This window comes from uncultured Pelagibacterium sp. (assembly GCF_963972885.1).
Taxonomy (GTDB): domain Bacteria; phylum Pseudomonadota; class Alphaproteobacteria; order Rhizobiales; family Devosiaceae; genus Pelagibacterium; species Pelagibacterium nitratireducens.
Genome location: NZ_CAXAXY010000023.1, coordinates 12,537 through 34,513, shown reverse-complemented (window position 1 = coordinate 34,513; position 21,977 = coordinate 12,537). Strand labels below are relative to the sequence as shown.

Below are 21,977 nucleotides of genomic sequence, written 5' to 3'. Positions count from 1 at the left end.
CGCCCGGAATTTCGATCGGGTACTGGAAGGCCAAAAACACACCTGCGGCGGCGCGCTCGTCGGCTTCCATTTCCAGAAGGTTCTCGCCGTCGAGCAGGATTTCTCCCTCGGTGACTTCATAGTCTTCCTTACCGGCCAGCACATAGGACAGCGTGGACTTGCCCGAACCGTTCCGGCCCATGATCGCGTGAACTTCACCGCGATTGAGGGTCAGGTTCACACCTTTGAGGATTTCGTTGTCCTCGACGCGAACATGCAGGTTCTTGATCTCAAGCAACGGGGTGCTCATTTTTCGTCTCCGATATTTTCGCCGTCGAGATACTCGACGCTTGTTTCTTCTCGACCGATAAAGCGGAAGCGCCGTCGTTTTGTGCCTTCCACAGGGCGGCTCATCACCTGAAACTTCCCGCTGTCGGGATATTCACAGACATCGACATCCGCCTTGGACGAAATCACCAGATATTTGAGCGTTTCCGTCCCGGTATTGATCAATTGGTGCGCGTAGCTCGCATCGCCCATGGGCGCGCCGAGCACGTCGCCACCCTTCACCTTGTAAATTTCTCCGCCGAACCGGTATTCGCCTTCGCCGGAAAGGATCACCAGCATTTCGTCTTCGGCATGATGCACGTGATAGGGACATGCCGTCTTTCCCGGCGCCACTTCGGTATAGGCGCAGCCCAGCCGCGTCAGTTGGAGGATATCTCCCACATACGCATCGTGAGATTCAAACCAGCCCTGGTCAGCATTCCGCTCGAGTTCGGCCTCCGACAGGCGCAGAACAGGGTTGTAAGACCCGGTCATCAGCCCACGCTGCCTTCCAGCGAAATCCCGATCAGCTTCTGGGTTTCGACCATGAACTCCATCGGCAGATGCTGCAGCACGTCGCGAACGAACCCGTTGACGATCAGCGCCACGGCTTCTTCCTCGCTCAACCCGCGCTGCAGGCAATAAAACATCTGGTCGTCGGAAATCTTGGACGTGGTGGCTTCGTGCTCGAACACCGTCGAGGAATTGCGGCTTTCGATGTAGGGTACCGTATGCGCCCCGCACCGGTCGCCGATCAGGAGGCTGTCGCACTGGGTGAAATTGCGCGCGCCCGTCGCCCGGCGATGCGAGGACACCTGTCCGCGATAGGTGTTGTCGGAATTGCCCGCGGCAATGCCCTTGGAAATGATGCGGCTGGACGTGTTCTTGCCCAGATGGATCATCTTGGTGCCGCTGTCGACCTGCTGCTTTCCGTTCGAAATCGCGATCGAATAGAATTCGCCGCGCGAACCGTCGCCGCGCAGGATGCAGCTTGGATACTTCCAGGTGATCGCCGAGCCGGTTTCGACCTGCGTCCAGGAAATCTTGGAGTTCTTGCCCCGGCAGTCGCCACGCTTTGTGACGAAATTGTAGATGCCGCCCTTGCCGTCCTTGTCGCCGGGATACCAGTTCTGGACCGTCGAATATTTGATCTCGGCTTCGTCGAGCGCCACCAGTTCGACAACCGCGGCGTGCAGCTGATTTTCGTCGCGCATCGGTGCGGTGCAGCCTTCGAGATAGCTCACATACGAGCCTTCTTCGGCAATGATCAGTGTGCGCTCGAACTGGCCCGTGTTCTTCTCGTTGATGCGGAAATAGGTCGACAACTCCATCGGGCAGCGGACGCCCTTGGGGATGTAAACGAACGAACCGTCGGTAAACACGGCCGAATTGAGCGTTGCATAGAAATTGTCGGTGACCGGAACGACCGAACCAAGGTATTTCTTGACCAGTTCGGGATGCTCGCGCACCGCTTCGGAAATCGAGCAGAAGATGATGCCGTGCTTGCCAAGCTCCTCGCGGAAGGTGGTGACCACCGAAACCGAGTCGAACACCGCATCGACGGCGACATTGCTGCCAAACGGCGTGCCCGCAGCCGCGCCATCCTCGCCCTGCACGCCAGCCAGAATTTTCTGCTCCGACAATGGGATACCCAACTTCTCGTATGTCCGCAGCAGTTCGGGATCCACATCGGCAAGGGATTTGGGTCCCGTGGTGCTCTTGGGCGCCGAATAGTAATACTGATCCTGGAAATCGATCTGTGGGTAGGAGACACGCGCCCAGGTCGGCTCTTCGAGCGTCAGCCAGCGCCGGAACGCTTCAAGCCGCCATTCGAGCATCCATTCGGGCTCGTTCTTTTTGGCCGAAATGAACCGGACGGTATCCTCGTTGAGGCCCTTGGGCGACTTGTCGGATTCGATGATCGTCTCGAAGCCGTACTTGTACTTGTCGACGTCGAGCGCCAGCACCTGATCGACCGTATCGCGGTCGATGTTTTCCTTGAGGGTCGGAATGTCATAATCGGACATCAATAAGTCTCCTGGTGCTAAGCTGCAGCGCCGTTACGGCGATGGCGGCTCAGAACGGTTTCAAACGCCGAAAAGAAGGCGTCAATATCCTCGGCGGTCGACGACCAGCCGAAACTGACCCGAAGGCCGCATTCACTCAAATCGGGCGACACACCCATCGCGCTGAGCACATGGGAACGCCCCACCTTGCCCGACGAGCATGCAGAACCCGACGAAACGGCGATGCCGGCCAGGTCCAGGCTCATCATCGCCACTGTATTTTTTATGCCCGGCACCGCGAAATTGACCGTGGTACCGACCCGCTCCGCCCCGCGCGAAAAGATCACCGCGTCGGGCGCAACAGCAAGCAGCCGATCTTCAAACGCATCAACGAGCGCCGCCGACCGATCCGCTTCAAAGGCCGCGCTGAACGCTTCACAGGCCGCCCCGAACCCGGCAATCAATGCCGCCGATTCAGTGCCGCCCCGCCGGCCCTGTTCCTGCCCGCCACCGGGGATCAGCCGAACCGTGTCCGCATGCCCCTTGACCAGCAACGCGCCAACACCGGCAGGCCCGCCAATCTTGTGGGCCGATATGGCCATCATATCGGTAGCGGACGACGCAAAATCCAGACCGCGTTTGCCAAAAGCCTGCACGGCATCGATGACAAGGATATGGGGCGTCGGGCCAATCAGCGTTTCGATCCTGCCCCGCGGCTGGACAACACCGGTCTCGTTGTTGACCCAGGATACGGCCACCAGCAGCTTCTCGCCCGCCGCATCGGCGCTTTCGACCTGACGGGCCAGTGCGTCCAGATCGATGATTCCGTTTTCATCGACCCCGACCACCCGAACCGAAACGCCGGACGTTTCAGCCGCTTTCAGGGCCGCCGCATGGTCGGTTGCGCAGACAACGACCCGATCGATCGCGAACGCCTTGACCCCACCGACAATCGCCTGGGTGATTGCTTCGGTCGCCGAGCCGGTGAAAACCACCTGCTTGGCCTCGGCCCCGGCCGCCTTGGCAACCTTGTCCCGTCCATCATCGATAACGGCCCGCAGCGCCCGTCCCGGACCATGCACCGACGACGGGTTGCCCACCATTTCGAGCGCAGCCAGCATCGCGGCGCGAGCGCGCGGCAGCATGGGCGCCGAAGCGTTATGGTCGAGATATACGCTCATCGATCCGTCAACTCGCCGCTCTCAAACCCAACAAAAGGTCGCTGCAGCAAACAATCCTTGAAATTCGACTCGCTCCTTAAGTAAAAGGAGCGCTCGAATGCGCCGGGAACTCCGGCCAAAACCCGTTTGGAATTATTCTAAACTGGTATTCCAAGTCAGTTTTATGGACACCTGCACCATTCGTCAAGCCGGGTCCGCGGGTGCATGCCTCCCATGCAGTGCCGAACTAAGCATAAAGGTAAGAGTCAATGCCTGAAGTGATTTTCAACGGACCCGAGGGGCGTATCGAGGGCCGGTATCAGCCGGGCAAGGAGCCCAACGCACCCGTTGCGATCATCCTTCATCCTCATCCCCAGTTCGGGGGCACGATGAACAACCAGATCGTCTATAATCTCTTCTACATGTTCGTGCAGCGCGGCTTTGCGGTCCTGCGCTTCAATTCGCGCGGCGTCGGGCGTTCACAGGGCCTCTTCGATCACGGCGTTGGCGAGCTGTCAGACGCAGCGGCAGCGCTCGATTGGCTGCAGGCCATCAACCGCGAGAGCCGCGGCTGCTGGATCGCCGGATTCTCGTTCGGCGCCTGGATCGGCATGCAGCTTTTGATGCGGCGTCCCGAGGTCGAGGGCTTCATTTCGGTTTCTCCGCCGGAAAATCTCTACGACTTCTCGTTCCTGGCCCCCTGCCCGTCGTCCGGCCTGATCATCCATGGCGACAAGGACCGCGTGGCCCCGCCCGAATCGGTTCAGAAGCTTGTCGACAAGCTCAAGCTCCAGAAGGGCATCACCATCGAACAGCAGATCGTTGAAGGCGCCAACCATTTCTACGAGAACAAGGCCGACGAATTGATCGAGGCATGCGGCGAATATCTCGACCGTCGCCGGGCCGAGATCGCCGCCGGCGGCGGACGTTGACCCCTGCGATCGTTCTGGAGCGCTTCCGACAAGAGAGGAGCCGCTCCGGACAGTCTGCGAATCTCATCCTGGGCGTAAGGGCGCCCCATTGACGGGATGATTTCGAGCCAAACCCGCCCGGCAAATGGCTGCCGGGCAGCTTCAACGCTCTGGAATCAAGACCAATGACCCAGTTCAAATCCGAATTTCTCAATACGCTCTCCGAGCGCGGCTTCATCCACCAGATTTCCGACCCCGACGGGCTCGACAAGAAGTTCTCGACCGAGATCGTGACCGGCTACATCGGCTACGATCCGACCGCGGCATCGCTCCATGTCGGCCATCTCATGCAGATCATGATGCTGCACTGGATGCAGAAGACCGGCCATCGCCCCATCGCGCTGATGGGCGGCGGCACCGGCATGATCGGTGATCCGTCCTTCAAGGACGAGGCCCGCAAGCTTTTGACCGTCGAGGGCATCTCCGCAAACATCGACGGCATAAAGCAGAAGTTCGCCAATTTCCTCGACTTTGGCGACGGCCCCCAGGACGCCGTAATGGCCAACAACGCCGATTGGCTGCTTGAGCTTGGCTACATCGAATTCCTGCGTGATGTCGGCCGTCATTTCTCGGTCAACAGGATGCTCAGCTTCGATTCCGTCAAGCTGCGTCTGGATCGCGAACAGTCGCTGAGCTTTCTCGAATTCAACTACATGATCCTGCAGGCCTACGATTTCGTAGAGCTCAACAAACGCTACGGCTGCACTCTGCAGATGGGCGGCTCGGATCAATGGGGCAATATCGTCAACGGGCTCGATCTCGGGCACCGCATGCTCGATACCCAGTTCTACGCCCTCACCTCGCCCCTGCTGACCACGGCGTCCGGCCAGAAGATGGGCAAGACCGCCAACGGCGCCGTCTGGCTCAATGCCGATGCGCTTTCGGTCTATGATTTCTGGCAGTACTGGCGCAACACAGAGGACGCCGACGTCGAGCGCTTCCTAAAGCTCTTCACGACCCTGCCCCTCGATGAGATCGCCAGGGTGATGGCCGGTGTCGCCACCGACATCAACGAGGCCAAGAAGGTGCTGGCGACCGAGGTAACGGCGCTGGTTCACGGCCGTCAGGCCGCCCAGGACGCTGCCACAACCGCCGTCGCGGTGTTTGAGGCGGGCCAGCTCGATCTCTCGCTGCCGACCATCCAGATCGGCTGGTCGGCCCTGCGCGGTGGTCTGGGCATCCTCGCCGCGACGGTCACCGCCGGCCTGGCGTCGTCCAACGGCGAAGCCCGTCGCCACATCCAGGGCGGCGCACTCAAGGTCAACGACCAGACGGTGACCGACGACAAGATGAGCCTCGGGCAAGAGCAGGTCTTGAGCGAGGGCGTCATCAAGCTCTCGATCGGAAAGAAACGCCACGTGCTGCTCAAGCCCGTTTGAATGAAAGAGCCGGGGGACGCTCCGGCTTTTTTCAATTCTGAGGCTGATTGGCCGATCGGTATTCGAACAGGGTGCGAAAGACGCCCGGCGCCAGGATCGAGACCGGATTGATCAGCAGGTCCGGTTGATCGAGCGGTCCACGAACGGCAAAGGTCACCCCGAGCAGCCCCTCGCCCTCGCGCCCGCCAAAGATCGGTCCGAGAACCGGAATCTGCTGGAAGAAATTGTTGAGCCCGAACAGCGGCACATAGGTTCCCGCCAGGTCGTACTGCCCGGTGTCGGTCATGATGTTGCCCCGGATCGTGCCACCCACCGTATCACCGTAAATCGCTGCCTCGACCAACTCGATACGATCGCTGAACCGAACGAACTCGACCCGGCCATAATCGAATTCCATCGCCGATGCGCCAGCCAGAACCTCCTGCGACTCGTCGTGTGAGCCGACGATAGCGTCGAGATTTTCTTCATCCACAACGGCAAAATTGCGCACGACGAACTCGCCCGTATCGGTTTCCGAACTTTCGTCGTACCGCATCACCATACTGCCCTCCCCATTCACGAGGCGCGGATAGATACCGACAAATCTCAGCGTTTCGCCCAGATCGTTGGTCGCATAGGAAATGATCCGCCCGCTGGGCAAGGGATTGGTCGTGGCCGAAGCCGACCGTCCGCTCCCGAACTGGGTGGCCAGGTCCACGCTGCGCAATTGCTCACCCATGACCGAAAGATCCAGATCGACATTGAACGCCACGGTGCCGAAATAGCCCAGCGCACGGTCAAGATTGACGCTCACATCGAACATTTGATCCTGCAGGTCCTCGCTCGCACCCGCCGCATCGTCGCCCTCGAGATTGAAGAACCGCTTGAGCACCGGTTTGAGGTCGAGTTGTTCGCCGCTGATCGCCAGCGCATAGCCCCCCTCGACCGGGGTCATGGACACCTGCGCATTATCGTCGGCACTGATCTGGAACGTGGAAAAATCCGCTGAAACGAGGGTCCCGTCCGCGCCGAGCCCCAATTCACCCTCGAGCCGGACAGTGCCGAAATTGAGGGCGATGTCGGAAACGGCGATGTCCTCGCCCCCCAGCGAAACAATCGCCTCAAGTCCGCCCGCCACGCCCTGCGCCTTGCTGATCCCGATATCGCTGATCGCCAACGATGCGTCCGTGAGATCGGCCTGCACCTCAATCGCGCCGTCATCGCGCGGGCGCGCCACAACCCGCACCGTCCCTCCCATATAGGGGGAAAGATCGATGCCCAACTCTGCCGCATCGGCAACGCTCAATGTCGATGCAAATGCCAGTTGCGGTGCGCCGCCTCCGCTCTGTTCCGCTTCCAGATCGACCCGCGCCTCGCCCACGCTGGCTGCGCCGACAACCCGAAATCCCGCCTGCGAAGCGGTAAAGGTCAGATCGGCGTCGGAAAAGTTCACGCCCTGGATCGGCCGGGCGCTGGCCATATCGGAAATCGAACCGTTAAGCGCATAATCGGTGCCCATCAATTGCCCGGTATCGTCGGTTTCGATCGTTGCAATGACCGTCCCCGCGACCGAGCCGGTCAAATCCTGCGCCAACGCGCCCGGATCGATCCCGAAATCGAAATCCTCGAGAAGGTTGAGCGTATCGCTCGTCACAACGTCCAGAATGGCCGGCACCGGTCCCGACACGTCTCCGGAAATCTCGAACACCTGCTCGCTGGCGGAAACGTCCTGGTTGATATAGGCCGCATTTGAAATCGAGACCGCATCGCCGAATTCCGTGAGGTTGGCCCGCTCGAACGCCATGGTCAGTTGATTGTCGCGCATGGACAGGCGCGCTTCGCCATCCACCTGAAACTCCGGCACACCCTCGAGCGGCCGCAACTGAACGCCATTGCCAACAAGATCGATCTGCAGCGCACCCTCGGGCATCGGCCGCGGCTCCCCGTCCAGCGCAATGGTGCCAACCGGAAACCGGAACCGCATATCGGCGCTCCCCACAGTGCCATCGGCAACATAGGCGGTGAACCACTCCCGGCCCTCTGGCGCAAACAGGTAGGGCCACAGCCGCTTGATATCATCGGCCGATGCGCCCCGCCCGCTCAGCGACACATCGAGTCCCACGCCTTCGCGTACCATGTCGAGCCGGCCCTGCATGACGACGCTGACATCATCTTTTGCCACAACCATGCGATCGATGCCGACCGCACCGTAAAGCGGCGCCGACCACCCTTCATAATGAACTTCCTCGAACGGCTCGGACGGAGCATCGAGATCGTCTGGATGCAGCCACAAATCCCGGCCACGGAGCGACATGCCGAGCGTTGGCCCGAACTGCTCGTCAAACCCCATGACGATATCGCCACCGATCGTTCCCCTGCTCTGACCCACGCCGACTTCGACGTCGGCGATGGAGAACAGCGATTGGTCAGGATACCAGTCCACTGCAAAAGGCTCGACGGAGACCTCGAACAGGTCCTCGTTGAGCCGCAGCTGCGTTCCGTCGATGTCGATGACGAACTGCCCGGACTGGACACGGCCCCGGGAGCCGGCCTCCAGCGCGACCGACAGACCCAGATTCCCGGTTCCCCGCAGGGCGGCCAGACTGTTGGCATCGTCAAGAAAGGGAATGATCGTTGAAAAATCGAGGTTCCTGATGTCCGCTTCGATCGCATTGCCCTGCGCGTCGCTCTCGCGCACGATTTCGCCTTCCAGGGTCTGCCCGGCGATCCTGGCCGCAAAATCGGCGGCCACGCGCCCGTCTATGCGGCCCGAGCGTACGTCGAGATCGACACCCTCGAAGGATCGGTAAAGCCCGTAGACCGTATCGAGCATGCCGATCGATCCGTCGCGAATTTCAAAGCGCCGCACCTGCCCCGCCATCGCCTGCTCGGCAAGCTGGCCAAACGCTTCATCGAGAGCCTCGACATTGGCCACCAGCCAATCATTGTCCGAGCGCAACCCGATGTCCCCGGCCCCGCGCTCCCCAACAGAAATGCCATAATCGCCAATCTGCACGTCAGGCGCCCGCTCGCTGCCCTCGATGACACGAACCACGGTCTCGCCGGTGCCTTCGGCCTCGAGAAATTCGAACCGTGAGAGCCTCGGGCCAAGCAGGTCCTGCACCATCTGGAAACGGGGCTCGATCAGGATGACACGCGCCTCTGGCCGCCCGACCAGCAGCCCCAGGGGCGAGAGCCCTATTTCCAGCGCATCGGCCTCGATGACTGCGTCGGAAGCCCTCTCGGTCAGGGTGACCGTCGAGAGATGAAAGCCCACGCTGACCGGTCCGGTGAGCGACAACCCGAAATCGCGCCAGTCGACGTCGAAACTGTCATCGATGATTCCCGCCACTTCGCTCTTGGCCCGGTCCGAGAGGAAAGCGAGCGATATCGGGCCAAACAGCAGACGCACATACAGCAGGGCAAAAAGGACAACCAGTCCGATGCAAAAAAGGGCAAGAACCTTGAGCGCCAACCATCGCCTGGGGCCGAAAATGGTTCGCCTGGGACGTGTCGTCTCACTCACTGTCGGATGCGGGTCCCATTAGAGCGTTTCCAGAAAAGGTAAAATCCCCTTATCCGGTGCGGAAGCGCGACAAAACAAAGACTTGGATCGTTGCACCGTTTTTTTTGGAAACGGTGAAATGATCTGGAAATATGTGCCAAGGCCAATGCCGCAGAATCGGCTATCAAAGCTGTATCTCGCCGACCATATCGGCTTGAATATGGCACAGATACCCTGCCGCGCCCTGTGGACAGGGAAAATTGATGGAAAAGGCCAGCCCGATGACCACCCTGTCCACCGGCAAACCCGCGCCCGATTTCACCCTTAAGACCGATGCCGGCACATCGTTTGCGCTTGCCGACCAGCGTGGCAAATCGGTCCTGATCTACTTCTATCCCCAGGCCGACACGCCCGCCTGCAACGATCAGAATCTTGCCTTCACCGCCAACGCCCCATGGTTTGCAGAGCGCGATATCGTCCTGGTCGGCATATCCCCCGACAGCGTCGAAAAACTCGCGGACTTCCGCAAGAAATACGCCCTGACACCCATCCTGCTGTCAGACCCCGACCACAAGGCAATCGGCCCCTACGGCGTCTGGGGCGAAAAGAAAAATTACGGCCGGACCTATCTGGGGCTTATCCGGTCGACCGTTCTGATCGACCCCGAAGGCAAGATCGCGCAGGTCTGGCCCAATATCAGGGCCAAGGGGCATGTCGAGCGCGTGATGAAAGCCATAGGTTAGCCCCGCATTAACCATGACCCTGCATAATTGCTGATGTTTGATGTAAGAATTGCGTCATCGGGGGACCATCTGTGCCATCGGGGGATCAGTCGATAGAGCTTGGCAGGCAGAAAGCCAGGCCCGGCAGGCGTAGCGCGGGCGCATATCCGCTGCTGGTCGGAGTCGTCACGCTGCTTCTTGTCACCAACGCCGTAACGGGCCTCGCCCTCTATTTCGCCCCTGAAATCAATGGCCTCCTGCGCGAGGACAACACCACCCTCTTTACCGCCTACGAACAGCGCATCACCGAATTGCGGCTCGAAGTGGACCGGCTCCATTCCCGCCAATACGCCCAGATGGGCGATATGAACCTGCAGATGCACGAACTGGTGCAACAGCAGGAAGTGCTCTCCGAACAGCATGAATATGTCCGCGCGCTTACGGAAATGGCCCGCGAAATGGGTGTTGGCAGGCAGGATACGGCCACCAACACCATGACGACCGGATCGGTTGCCGCCCAGCCTCAGGCTTTTGCCGGCGACACGGCTCTGCTGGCAGAAACCCTCGTCTCCATGCAGGAAGAGACCCGCATGGCGCTGGTTTCACTCTCCGATGCCGCAACGCTCTCGACCAACGAAATCGTTTCCGGGTTGCGCGGCATCGGCATTGAACCCGAACTGACGGCCGACGGCGTCGGTGGCCCTTTCATTCCGGCCGATGGCGAGCCGGGTTCGATAATCGATGAGGCCAATGCCGTGGCAGACGCTCTGGCACGCTACCAATCGGCCCGTCGCGCCCTTCTGAACGCGCCGATCCAGCCCCCGCTCGACGGCACGGCCACCATAACCTCGACGTTCGGCAATCGAACCGACCCTTTTCTCAAACGCGCTGCATTCCATTCGGGGATCGATTTCCGCGCCGCGACCGGAACACCCGTGCTCGCCGCCGCAGGCGGAACCGTCAGCTTTGCAGCAAACAATGGTGGATATGGCAAGATGGTCGAAATCGACCACGGCAACGGGCTGACCACCCGCTATGCCCATATGAGCCAGATCGGCGTCATCGTCGGCCAGACGATTGCCGGTGGCCAACAGCTTGGCCTCGCCGGCTCCACCGGCCGTTCGACCGGCCCGCATGTGCATTTTGAAGTCCGCAAGGCCGGCAGCGCCATAGACCCGTCGCGCTTTATTGCCGCCGGACGCACGCTCGCCGCCTATCTGCAATAGCCCGGCGTCAGGCCTCTTCCTCGTCCTTGTCCGCACCGACGCGCTGGGCCAGCGATGCTTCCATGAACGGGTCGAGCGCTCCATCCAGCACATCGGCCGGCGCCGTGCTTTCCACCTGCGTGCGCAGATCCTTCACCAGCTGATAGGGCTGGAGCACATAGGAGCGAATCTGGTGCCCCCAGCCGATCTCGGTCTTTGAAGCCGCTTCGGCACTGGCCGCTTCCTCACGCTTTTGCAGTTCGAGTTCGTAAAGCCGCGCCCGCAGCATGTCCCAGGCCTGCGCCTTGTTCTTGTGCTGGCTGCGTTCGTTCTGGCACTGCACCACGATTCCGGTGGCGATATGGGTGATACGCACCGCCGAATCGGTGGTGTTAACGTGCTGGCCACCCGCGCCCGATGCCCTGTAGGTATCGATCCGCACATCGGATTCATTGACGTCGATATCGATCGAATCATCGATCACCGGATAGACCCAGACGCTCGAAAAGCTCGTATGCCGTCGCGCCTGGCTGTCATAGGGGGAAATGCGCACCAACCGGTGCACGCCGCTCTCGGTCTTGAGCCAGCCATAGGCGTTGTGGCCCTTGATCAGGATCGTCGCGCCCTTGATCCCCGCTTCTTCACCGGCGCTGTATTCGATGGTCTCGACCTTGAACCCACGCCGTTCCGCCCAGCGCGTATACATGCGGAACAACATTTGCGCCCAGTCCTGGCTCTCGGTGCCTCCGGCCCCGGAATGGACTTCGAGATAGCAGTCATTCGCGTCCGCTTCGCCGGACAGCAGGGTTTCCACCCGCATGCGGGCAGCGGTGCCCTTCAGCTCGACCAATGCCTTTTCGGCTTCGGAAACGATCTCCTCGTCGCCCTCGGCCTCACCGAGTTCGATCAACTCGATATTATCGCTGATCCCGGCCTCGAGCGTCTTGACCGTGTCGATGGCGCTTTCGAGCGACTGACGTTCGCTCATCACCTTGCGCGCTTCTTCCGGATCGTTCCACAGATCGCCCGATTCCGAGCGGGCGTTCAGTGCGTCGAGGCGTCTTTCGGCTGTATCCCAGTCAAAGATGCCTCCTCAGCAGGCTTAGGGCCTGCTTGATTTCGTCAACAGTCTTGAGAACGTCTGCGCGCATAATTCCGTCCGTAGTTCTATTCGCTGGCTGACTTAGCGGCATTGAAAGCGACAATCAACCGCTCGCCATCTCTTTAAAACAGAGAACCCGCTCCAAACGCCGGCTGCTGGTTCGCGCCGGTCTGCACGTTGTCGAAAGCCTGGGAATTCACCCCGATGACCGAGGTCATCAAATTCGGCCCCGTCCCTGGCTTGAACGCTTCCTGCACGCCTGAACCGCCCGCGACGATGCCGACCCCGGTTGCAGGATCGATCCAGTCCCTGTGCATACCCTCCGGCACCTGAAACCGCGTCGGCGGGACGCCATCGAGCGCCGTCGAAACGAAATCGGCAAAGATCGGCGCTGCCAACTCGCCGCCCGTCGAACTCGATCCCATGCTGCGCGGCGTGTCGTAACCGACATAGACCCCGACCGCCAATTCGGGCGTGAACCCCACGAACCAGGCGTCCTTGTAATCGTTTGTGGTCCCGGTCTTGCCGGCAACAGGCCGGTCGACCGCACGAACCGCCGTTCCCGTGCCGCGCTGAACCACGCCTTCCATCATCGATGTGATCTGATAGGCCGTCATCGGGTCAAGCACCTGCGCGCGGCTGTCGATAATCATTGGCGCGGCCTGCCCGTGCCAATCTGCCTGCTGGCAGGTCTCGCAGATCCGTTCGTCGTGACGATAGATCGTATCGCCATACCGATCCTGGATGCGGTCGATCAGCGTGGGCGTGATCCGGCGCCCGCCATTGGCAATCGTCGCATAGGCTGCCGTCAGCCGCATGACCGTGGTTTCGCCAGCACCCAGCGCCATGGCAAGAACATGCGGCATATCCTCGTAAACCCCGAACAGGCGCGAATATTCCTCGATCATCGGCATGCCCAGATCGCGCGCCAGCCGCACCGTCATCACATTGCGCGAAAGCTCGATGCCACGCCGCAACGTCTGCGGCCCATAGAACTGTCTTGCATAGTTCTCCGGCTGCCAGACCGAGCCATCGGCATTGACCACTTCGAGCGGTGCATCGAGGATCACGCTGGCCGGCGTATAGCCATTGTCCAGCGCCGCGGCATAAACGATCGGCTTGAACGACGACCCCGGCTGGCGCATCGCCTGCGTGGCGCGATTGAACTCGCTCTCGGCAAACGAAAACCCGCCCACCAGCGCCAGAACGCGCCCCGTCCTGGGATCCATCGCAACGATGGCGCCCTCGATCTCGGGCACCTGACGCAAGGTATAAACCCCCTCTTCGCCCGCCACCGGTTCGACGTAAACCACATCACCGACGCTCAAGAGCTCGCCCAGTGGTTCGCTCACCCAGGTAACGGCCGAGCCCGGCAGTGTGCCTGTTATACGCTCCGAACTGACCCGCCCGTCCACATCGATCATCGGCCGCAGACCGATCCGGGCCGAGTTTGCCTCCGTCTCCAGAACCACGGCCAGCGTCCACTCGGGCACGTCCCCGAGCGGAGAAATGCCCGCCAGCGCGCCGCCCCAATCCTCGCCGATCTCGATGGTGTCCTCAACGCCGTGAAAGCCCCGTCCCTGGTCGAAGTCGATCAGCCCATCCATCAGCGCCTTGCGGGCATGAAGCTGCATCTGCGGATCGAGCGACGTGCGCACCGACATGCCGCCGCCATAAAGCGTATCCTCGCCATAAAGCCCCGCGAGTTGCCGCCGCACTTCCTCGGTGAAATATTCGGCTGAATACAGCTGCGAACCGCCTGCCCGCGGAATGACGTTGAGATTTTCACTCTTGTAGGTGCTCGCCTCCTCGAGCGTGATGTACCCGTTCTCGGCCATCCGATCGAGCACCCAATTCCGCCGCTCGATCGCCGCCTCGGGTCGCCGGAACGGGTGATAGTTCGAAGGCCCCTTGGGCAGCGCCGCAAGATAGGCCGCCTCGGCATAGGTCAGTTCATAGAGCGCCTTGTCGAAATAATTGAGCGCGGCCGCCGCAACACCATAGGAATTGAGGCCCAGGAAAATTTCGTTGAGATACAGCTCGAGGATTTCGTCCTTGGTGAAGGTGTTTTCGATCCGCAGCGCCAGCAGCGCTTCCTTGATCTTGCGGTCCCAAGTCTGGTCCGACGTCAAAAGGAAATTCTTGGCCACCTGCTGGGTTATCGTCGATGCGCCGACCAGATTGCCCGAACTGCCGTCCACCATCTGCACGACATTGTCGCGCGCCGCGCGAAACACGCCGGCCACGTCGATGCCGAAATGGGAGTAGAAATCCTTGTCCTCGGCCGAAAGAAACGCCTCGATCACCATCGGGGGAATGGTCTCGACCGGCTGGAACAGCCGACGTTCGCGCGCAAATTCCGCCAGCAACACGCCATCGGCGGCATGCACCCGCGTCGTCACCGGCGGCTGATAATCCATCAGCACGGTATAATCGGGCAGATCCTCGTTGAGCACGGCCACATACCAGGCCACGCCTCCCAGAACGATCAGGCCGGAAAAAACGCCAAGGCCAAACAGCCAGCTTAAAAGTCGAAACATTGAGTTCTCACACGGGCCAGCGCCCAAACCTTCACGCCATCCCCGCGATTCCCAAGCGTATCAGAATCGCGGGCGATTGTGCGCGCAAACCCCTTTAAGATAAATCAAAACGGTGTGTGCGACCCATCAGCCCCTGGAGGCCCGCCCCAGCGCTTGGGCAATGCTGCGATCATCGAACGGCTTGGAGAGCACTTTCGCCCCCGGAACGACATCGCCAGCGCTCACGCTGTGTCCCGTCGCCAGAACGATCTGGATGTCCGGATAATCGCGATGGACCGACCACGCCAGATCCTGCCCCGACATGCCGCCAAGCCCGATATCGGCGACCAGCACGTCCACCTTCTCGCTCGCCAGCAATTCCAGCGCCGTTTCCGCGCTGGAGCATTCGAGCACACTCATGCCCAATTCCCGAATCATGTCGGCTGTAGCCATACGGATGAGGGGGTCGTCTTCCACCAGCAGCACCGTTTCCATCACGGCTCCGCCCTTTTCGGCCGCCGAACGAACAACGCGGCCCCTTTCGGCCAGCACCTGCCGCACGCGGCGCGCCAGAGCGTTCCGTGTGTAGGGTTTTGACAGCAATTCCACGCCGGTATCGAGCCGTCCGCCATGAACGATGGCGTTTTCGGTATAGCCGGACGTGAAAAGCACCGCGAGGTCCGGAATGGTCCGTTGCGCCTTGCGGGCCAGTTCCGGGCTCTTGAGCGGTCCGGGCATGACCACGTCGGTGAACAGCATGTCGATGGCAGCGCCGCTTTCGACGATTGCCAGGGCGCTTTGCGCATCCGACGCCTTGAGAACGCGGTATCCCAGGTCCGAGAGCATTTCGACGACCGTGGCGCGAACAGCCTCGTCGTCCTCGACAACCAGTATGGTCTCGCTGCCTCCCGTAATCGGCCCCAGATCGGCGGGCCGCATGGCATCTTCGAGCTGATGGGTCCGCGGCAGATAAAGCTTGACGGTGGTTCCCTCACCGGGCTCGCTGTAGATCTTGATGTGCCCGCCCGATTGCTTGATGAACCCATAAACCATGGACAATCCGAGTCCGGACCCATGCCCGTCTGACTTGGTGGTAAAGAACGGCTCGAACACCTTTGCGAGAACCTCGGAAGGAATTCCCGTCCCCGTATCGGTTACGGCGATCACCACATACTGACCCGCCGCCACCTCCTCGTGCTCCATCGCATAGGCGTCATCGAGAAACGCGTTGCCGACCTCGATGGTCAGCTTGCCGACCCCCTCCATCGCGTCGCGGGCATTGATCGCCAGGTTGAGCAAGGCGTTCTCGATCTGGTTGGGGTCCACCATCGTGTTCCACAGCCCGCCCGAAGCCATGGTTTCGACCTCGATCTCTTCACCGAGAACGCGGCGCAGCATATCTCCCATGCCATTGACCAGCCGACCGACATTGAGGGCCTTGGGTTCGAGCGGCTGCCGCCGGCCGAAGGCCAGCAATTGTCCGGCAAGTTTGGCTCCGCGCTCGACACCGGCCATGGCGTTTTCCAGCCTCTGCCGCGCACGCTCATTGCCCTCGACATCGCCATGGAGCAGCTGGATATTGCCTGAAATCACCTGCAGCAGATTGTTGAAATCGTGGGCGACGCCGCCGGTGAGCTTGCCCAGCGACTCCATCTTCTGGGCCTGCTGAAGAGCCAGTTCCACCTGGCGGCGCTCTTCGATGGCGTCGGCCACGCGCGCCTCGAGGCTCTCGTTGAGTTCCTTGAGCTTTTTGGATGCAACGATCTCATCGGTCACATCATGGCCCTGAACGAAAATTCCCGCTGTCGATCCATCGTCCGCAAGGATGGGTTGATAGACAAAATCGAGGTAGCGCTCGACAAGGCTTCCATTCTCTCCAGCAGCAAGGCTCACCGGCACCTGCCGTCCCAGATACAGCTCGCCTGAGCGATAGACGCGGTCGAGAATTTCGACGAACCCCTGGTCAACCACCTCGGGCAGCACCTCGGCAACCGACTTGCCAACCACCTCACGCCCGCCGACAACCTGTTCGTAGGCGGCATTGGCCATGGCAAAGACGTGCTCGGGGCCCCAGGATACAGCCATGAACCCCGGCGCCTGTTCAAACAACAGGTTCAGCCGCTTGACCTCGGCCCCCAGCTTGTCGTTGAGCGCCTGGACTTCCCTTGCACGCTTGAATACCGCTGCCTCCACGGCCTCGCCCTGTCCAGCCGGCAGTGTCCGGGCCGCCGAGCGCAACACATGAAGCTCGGTTACGTCGGTGGTATGCTGCAGCACATAGCTTGTTTCGCCGTTCGCGCCGGCCAGTGGAACATGCGTTGCCGACCAGTAAAGCTGCTCGACCGTGCCGCCCCGGTCGATGTCATACTGGATGAGCGGCAAATGATCGACGGCCCCGCCCGCAAATGCACGTTCGAGCGACGACCGCAATTGCTGATAGCTGGGGGACCCGGGTTCACTCGGAAAAGCGTCGAACATCGATTTGCCAATGATCGAATCAAGAGTTCGTCCGGTGACCTCGAGATAGGCCGAATTGGCCGAAACGATAACCAGATCACGATCGAGGAGGACGTAGGGATTCGGCGACTTTTCGAAAAGCGCCTGAAAATCTATTGGCGGGGTCAACTTGGCGAATTCCTGAAGGGTCGCACAGTGTTAGCGCGCATTCTTGCCCGGATCAATGCGACGGGCGTCTAGAATTGACCATCGAAATAAACCGCGACGCCACGCGCCAGCGCCGCCGCCACGCGGTCGAGCCATGCATCGGTCGTCAGGTTGGCCGTATCATCGGAATTGGAGAGAAAACCCAGCTCGATCAGCACCGAGGGAATGTCGGGCGAATTGAGGACGAAAAAGTCCGCCTGCCGCAGCGGGAAACGCCGCAACTGGACCGATGGCTCAAGCTGTTCGATCAGCGCCTGCCCGGCCAGATAGGACTGCCGCCGCGTCTCACGCGCCAGAAAATCGACGAGCACGTCGATGGCACCCTCGTCCTCGGGTGGCGAAAATCCCGCTATCAGATCGACCCGGTTTTCATTATCGGCCAGCACGCGGTCCAGATCGGTTGTCGCCAGATCCCCGCGCGTATAGATCGACGCACCGCGCACATCCTGCTGATCGAAGGAGTCCGCATGCAGCGAAATAAACAGATCCGCCTGATTCTGCCGCGCCAGCGCAACGCGTTCTGAAAGCGTCAGAAACGTATCTGTGTCCCGCGTCAGCGCCACATCGAACCGCCCGGTTTCAACCAGCAGATTTTGCAGCTTGAGCGCAAAGGCCAGAACGATTGTCTTTTCCTCGAGCCCGTTGGTCGCTCGTGCGCCGCCATCGACGCCGCCATGGCCGGGATCGATGATGACGAGAGGCCGCACGCTGTCGACTGCCGTCGCGGTTTCACCCGGCGCGGTTTGCGCGCCGTCGAGTTCGGCGGGTGGCGTTTGCTGCTCGGCCTGCTCGACCTCCGGTTCGGCACCTCTGATATTGGCCGCGAAATTTTCGGCCGTATCGGGAACCAGATCAATCACCAGCCGCGCCGGCTGGTCTTCGAAAGCGTCGAGAATATAAGACTGCTGCACCTGTGCCGGCCCGGCAAGCGAAAGCGTTACCCGCACCCGCTCGTCACCCGGTGCCTCGACGCTGTAGGCACTAACAAGGCCATCTCCGGCCGGCTGATTGTCCTGACCGCTCTCCCCCGCCTGGCCGCGCAACTCAACAACAACGCGCATCGGATCGGCTGCCGTATAAACGGCAAATTCGGTCGGCGTCGTCAGATCCAACACCAGCCGCGCGCGATCCTGCGTTGCCGTGACGCGCGAGTCGAGCAGCGCAGGAGCCGCTGGCCCGGCATCGGTTTCAGCCGCTTCCGCGGCAGGCACTGGCGCGGAATTGTCCTGCGCCAGACCGGCCGGGCCATTGAAAACGGCAAACGCCAGTAGGAAAAAAATGAGCTTTGCACGCACAGCCGGGACGATCATCGAAAACTCCAGTTCGCGCGCACCTTATGCGATTCTTGGGCGGAAATAGGCAAGCCCCGGCTTGTACTTCACGTTCACAAGCGCCACATCCCATCAATCGAGCGTCAGGGCCATTGGCTATTGCCAATTTCCGGGAACACTCGTAAGGACTGTAATGCGGTGCTCCATAGAGTCTGCGCCCAGGCCCGTTATCGCCGCCGGTGTATTTGCCGGCCCCGACATACCGGACGTGTGACGCGCGACTTGCACCGAGACACGAATATCGGATTCGCCGGTTTTGAGGCGTTCCGACTGGCAAGGCCGGTGTGGCCGAGCCTCTAAGGACGAGGTCGAATGGGTTTAACTCTGGCAATCGGCACGATCGATGTTCCGGCGCGCCACAGCCCGCTGCCCCATTCCTTGACCCCTACCCTTCCCAACGACGCCTCTGGCGTTTTCACAATACTGTCATACGCCTCGCATGGCGCTGGCCGCCCGTCACAAGAACGGTCCGGGCCCGGCGCGCGAGCGCGCGGAGTTTTAGTTTATGGCCACAAAAAGAATGCTGGTGGATGCCACCCACCCGGAAGAAACACGGATCGTCGTTACCACTGGTAACAGACTCGAGGAGTTCGATTTTGAATCCGCCGAACGGCGGCAGCTAAGGGGCAATATCTATCTCGCCAAGGTGACGCGGGTCGAGCCTTCCTTGCAGGCTGCTTTCGTTGACTATGGCGGCAATCGCCACGGCTTCCTCGCCTTTTCCGAAATTCACCCCGACTATTACCAGATTCCCGTCGCCGACCGCGAAGCGCTCATGCGCGACGAGGAAGAAGCCAACGAGCAAGAGGCCGATCTCATCGATGATGAGGCCGAGAGTGCCGAAGGCGAAGATGACGTTACCGAGGACAACGGCGACGAATTCGACACGCCGCGCGAAACCAAGAAGGTTGAGCAGATCGGCGAAGGCGATGCCCTTGAAGATCTTCAGGAGCGTCCTCGCCGCAATCAGCGCCGCTACAAGATTCAGGAAGTCATCAAACGCCGCCAGGTTCTGCTGGTCCAGGTCGTCAAGGAAGAGCGCGGCAACAAGGGCGCCGCGCTGACCACTTATCTGTCGCTGGCCGGCCGGTATTCGGTCCTGATGCCCAATACGGCCCGTGGTGGCGGCATTTCGCGCAAGATCACCAGCGCCGCAGACCGCAAGCGTCTCAAGGAAATCGCCACCGATCTCGAAGTCCCCCAGGGCATGGGCGTCATCCTGCGCACGGCCGGCGCCTCTCGGACCAAGGCAGAGGTCAAGCGCGATTTCGAATACCTCATGCGCCTGTGGGAAAACGTACGCACGCTGACGCTCGAGTCCTCGGCGCCATGCCTCGTTTATGAGGAGGGCAGCCTGATCAAGCGCACCATCCGCGACCTTTACAACAAGGACATCTCCGAAGTCCTTGTATCGGGCGAGGCCGGATATCGCGAGGCCAAGGATTTCATGCGCATGATCATGCCCAGCCATTCCAAGAATGTGCAGGTCTATAAAGATGATGCGCCGATCTTTTCGCGTTTCAATGTAGAGTCGCAACTCGACTCCATGTTCCATCCGCAGGTGACCCTGCCCTCGGGCGGCTATATCGTCATCAACCCGACCGAAGCGTTGGTGTCCATCGACGTCAACTCGGGTCGCGCCACCAAGGAACACAATATCGAGGACACAGCCCTCCAGACCAATCTGGAAGCGGCCGAAGAGATTTCCCGCCAGTTGCGCCTGCGCGATCTGGCCGGCCTCATCGTCATCGATTTCATCGACATGGAAGAGCGGCGCAACAACCGCTCGGTTGAAAAAAAGCTCAAGGACTGCCTCAAGAACGATCGCGCCCGTATCCAGGTCGGCCACATCAGCCATTTCGGCCTGATGGAGATGAGCCGCCAGCGCATCCGTTTCGGCGTTCTCGAATCCTCGACCCACACCTGCCCCACCTGCGCGGGCACCGGTCTGGTCCGTTCGGTTTCCTCGCTGGCGCTGATGATCATGCGCGCTATCGAAGACCATGTGCTGCGCAAGCCGGGCCAGTCGATCAATGTCAACATGCCCGCCGAAGTCGCGCTCTATATTCTCAATACCAAGCGCGAAACGCTGACCGCGCTCGAAGCCAAATACGGCCTTTCGATCACCGTTTCCGCCCAAAGCGGTCTTCTCGGCTCCCAGTTCAACATCGAACGCGGTGAGGCGCGCGCGCCTGTCGCGGCCGCTCCGGTCCAGCACATCCGCGCTGATGCGGCCTCCATGGACGACTACGAGGAGTCCGAAGACCAGGAAGAAGAAGTCGTTGAGGCCGAAGCTGAGGTCGAGGCCGAAGACGACACATCCGGCGAAGGCAATGGCAACCGCAACAAGCGCCGCCGCCGCCGTCGCCGTGGCGGCAAGGAAAACGGCGCGATCCAGGCCACCGACATCGCAACTCCCGACGCCGAATCCGGCGATACCGAGGACGAGCCGCGCGCCGATGCCACCAATGAGGACGACGACGACCAGCCGCGCAAGCGCCGTCGTCGTGGCCGTCGTGGCGGGCGCCGCAACAAGCGCCCCAATGAAGGCGTTGGCACCGATCAGGATACGGAATCGCTCGGTGATGCCGACGCCATGAACGCTGTCGAGGAGCGCGAGCCCGCGATAGCCGCTCAGGCCGAGGACGTTCCCGCGCCCGACGCCGCACCTCAGACCGAACCGGTCCCTGAGGTTGCCGAAGCCACTGAGGAAAAGCCCAAGAAACGCCGCACCCGCAGGACGACGAAAGCCAAGGCCGTCGAGCCGGATTCGGTCGCCCAGGAAGCTGTGGAGGGCGCCGAGGAAGCCCCCGCCGCCGAGCCTGCGCCAGCCCCCGAAAAGCCGGCCCGCAAGCCCCGTGCTCCGCGCAAGAAGAAGGTCGAGGCCGAGGCTCCGGTCGACGAAAAGCCCGCCCAAGCGCCCCAGCAGGACAACATCCCTGAGCCTGCTGCCGAGCCTGAACCCGCAACGGAAGAGCCCGCCGCCAGCCGCAAGAACAAGGCCGTGCCGCCCGATGAAATTCTCGTTTCGTCGACCAGCGAGCCGACAGAGGAAAAGCCCAAGAAGGCCGGTTGGTGGCAGCGCCGCCTCGGCCTGGGCTGAACGGATCCCACACAAATTATAAAAG

At 61.0% G+C, this 21,977-nt stretch carries 14 protein-coding genes; 5 read left to right on the top strand and 9 right to left on the bottom strand.

Annotated features, from left to right (window positions below; genetic code table 11):
- The 4 genes from AACZ55_RS06145 to AACZ55_RS06130 form a co-directional block, all read right to left on the bottom strand.
- A partial coding sequence (locus AACZ55_RS06145) for an ATP-binding cassette domain-containing protein (protein ID WP_339644222.1) occupies positions 1-277 on the bottom strand: 277 nt, incomplete at its 3' end.
- A gap of 8 nt (positions 278-285) precedes the next feature.
- Entirely contained in the window at positions 286-801 is a 516-nt protein-coding gene (locus AACZ55_RS06140; protein ID WP_338606714.1) for a cupin domain-containing protein, read from the bottom strand.
- Positions 801-2,333, bottom strand: coding sequence for a Fe-S cluster assembly protein SufB (gene sufB / locus AACZ55_RS06135; protein WP_339644220.1), 1,533 nt, complete (start codon positions 2,331-2,333; stop codon positions 801-803). The genes AACZ55_RS06140 and sufB overlap by 1 nt, the downstream gene beginning before the upstream one ends.
- Before the next feature lie 17 nt (positions 2,334-2,350).
- A complete protein-coding gene (locus AACZ55_RS06130) occupies positions 2,351-3,493 on the bottom strand; it encodes an aminotransferase class V-fold PLP-dependent enzyme (protein ID WP_339644217.1) in 1,143 nt (380 codons plus the stop codon).
- A 248-nt stretch (positions 3,494-3,741) separates the two neighbouring features.
- Between AACZ55_RS06130 and AACZ55_RS06125 the strand changes: the two genes are divergently transcribed.
- Both AACZ55_RS06125 and tyrS read left to right on the top strand, forming a co-directional pair.
- A complete protein-coding gene (locus tag AACZ55_RS06125; protein ID WP_338606711.1) occupies positions 3,742-4,404 on the top strand; it encodes an alpha/beta hydrolase in 663 nt (220 codons plus the stop codon).
- A 164-nt stretch (positions 4,405-4,568) separates the two neighbouring features.
- The gene (gene tyrS / locus AACZ55_RS06120; RefSeq protein WP_338606710.1) at positions 4,569-5,822 is read left to right on the top strand and encodes a tyrosine--tRNA ligase; all 1,254 of its coding nucleotides are present in this window, start codon (positions 4,569-4,571) and stop codon (positions 5,820-5,822) included.
- Positions 5,823-5,853: 31 nt separating this feature from the next.
- On the opposite strand, the gene AACZ55_RS06115 is transcribed toward tyrS, so the two are convergent.
- Complete coding sequence (locus AACZ55_RS06115; RefSeq protein WP_339644214.1) at positions 5,854-9,327, bottom strand: hypothetical protein; 3,474 nt, start codon at positions 9,325-9,327, stop codon at positions 5,854-5,856.
- A 242-nt stretch (positions 9,328-9,569) separates the two neighbouring features.
- Between AACZ55_RS06115 and AACZ55_RS06110 the strand changes: the two genes are divergently transcribed.
- Together AACZ55_RS06110 and AACZ55_RS06105 are read left to right on the top strand one after the other, a co-directional pair.
- On the top strand, positions 9,570-10,049 hold the full coding sequence (locus tag AACZ55_RS06110; protein ID WP_339644211.1) for a peroxiredoxin: 480 nt from the start codon (positions 9,570-9,572) through the stop codon (positions 10,047-10,049).
- Positions 10,050-10,120: 71 nt separating this feature from the next.
- Positions 10,121-11,254: a M23 family metallopeptidase gene (locus tag AACZ55_RS06105; RefSeq protein ID WP_339644208.1), complete on the top strand. Its 1,134-nt coding sequence runs from the start codon at positions 10,121-10,123 to the stop codon at positions 11,252-11,254.
- A 7-nt stretch (positions 11,255-11,261) separates the two neighbouring features.
- Here the strand turns inward: AACZ55_RS06105 and prfB are convergent.
- The 4 genes from prfB to AACZ55_RS06085 all read right to left on the bottom strand — a co-directional run bounded on the left by prfB (position 11,262) and on the right by AACZ55_RS06085 (position 18,828).
- Positions 11,262-12,384, bottom strand: a protein-coding gene (prfB, locus tag AACZ55_RS06100) for a peptide chain release factor 2 (protein WP_338606706.1) whose coding sequence is annotated in 2 segments (ribosomal slippage) — positions 11,262-12,314 and positions 12,316-12,384 — 1,122 coding nt in all. Because the reading frame shifts where the segments join, the coding sequence is not laid out codon by codon here.
- A 73-nt stretch (positions 12,385-12,457) separates the two neighbouring features.
- A complete protein-coding gene (locus AACZ55_RS06095) occupies positions 12,458-14,875 on the bottom strand; it encodes a penicillin-binding protein 1A (RefSeq protein WP_339644205.1) in 2,418 nt (805 codons plus the stop codon).
- A 126-nt stretch (positions 14,876-15,001) separates the two neighbouring features.
- On the bottom strand, positions 15,002-17,479 hold the full coding sequence (locus tag AACZ55_RS06090; protein ID WP_339644202.1) for a response regulator: 2,478 nt from the start codon (positions 17,477-17,479) through the stop codon (positions 15,002-15,004).
- Between the two features lie 68 nt (positions 17,480-17,547).
- Positions 17,548-18,828, bottom strand: a complete 1,281-nt coding sequence (locus AACZ55_RS06085) for an N-acetylmuramoyl-L-alanine amidase (protein WP_339644200.1) — start codon at positions 18,826-18,828, stop codon at positions 17,548-17,550.
- Positions 18,829-19,354: 526 nt separating this feature from the next.
- On the opposite strand from AACZ55_RS06085, the gene AACZ55_RS06080 reads away from it, so the two are divergent.
- Positions 19,355-21,952: a ribonuclease E/G gene (locus AACZ55_RS06080; RefSeq protein ID WP_339644197.1), complete on the top strand. Its 2,598-nt coding sequence runs from the start codon at positions 19,355-19,357 to the stop codon at positions 21,950-21,952.
- Positions 21,953-21,977 lie beyond the last annotated feature (25 nt).

Coding starts and splice junctions, on each gene's coding strand:
- AACZ55_RS06080 (WP_339644197.1), top strand. CDS start 19,355: ATGGCCACAAAAAGAATGCTGGTGGATGCCACCCACCCGGAAGAAACA.
- AACZ55_RS06130 (WP_339644217.1), bottom strand. CDS start 3,493: ATGAGCGTATATCTCGACCATAACGCTTCGGCGCCCATGCTGCCGCGC.
- AACZ55_RS06085 (WP_339644200.1), bottom strand. CDS start 18,828: ATGATCGTCCCGGCTGTGCGTGCAAAGCTCATTTTTTTCCTACTGGCG.
- AACZ55_RS06095 (WP_339644205.1), bottom strand. CDS start 14,875: ATGTTTCGACTTTTAAGCTGGCTGTTTGGCCTTGGCGTTTTTTCCGGC.
- sufB (WP_339644220.1), bottom strand. CDS start 2,333: ATGTCCGATTATGACATTCCGACCCTCAAGGAAAACATCGACCGCGAT.
- AACZ55_RS06125 (WP_338606711.1), top strand. CDS start 3,742: ATGCCTGAAGTGATTTTCAACGGACCCGAGGGGCGTATCGAGGGCCGG.
- tyrS (WP_338606710.1), top strand. CDS start 4,569: ATGACCCAGTTCAAATCCGAATTTCTCAATACGCTCTCCGAGCGCGGC.
- AACZ55_RS06110 (WP_339644211.1), top strand. CDS start 9,570: ATGGAAAAGGCCAGCCCGATGACCACCCTGTCCACCGGCAAACCCGCG.
- AACZ55_RS06140 (WP_338606714.1), bottom strand. CDS start 801: ATGACCGGGTCTTACAACCCTGTTCTGCGCCTGTCGGAGGCCGAACTC.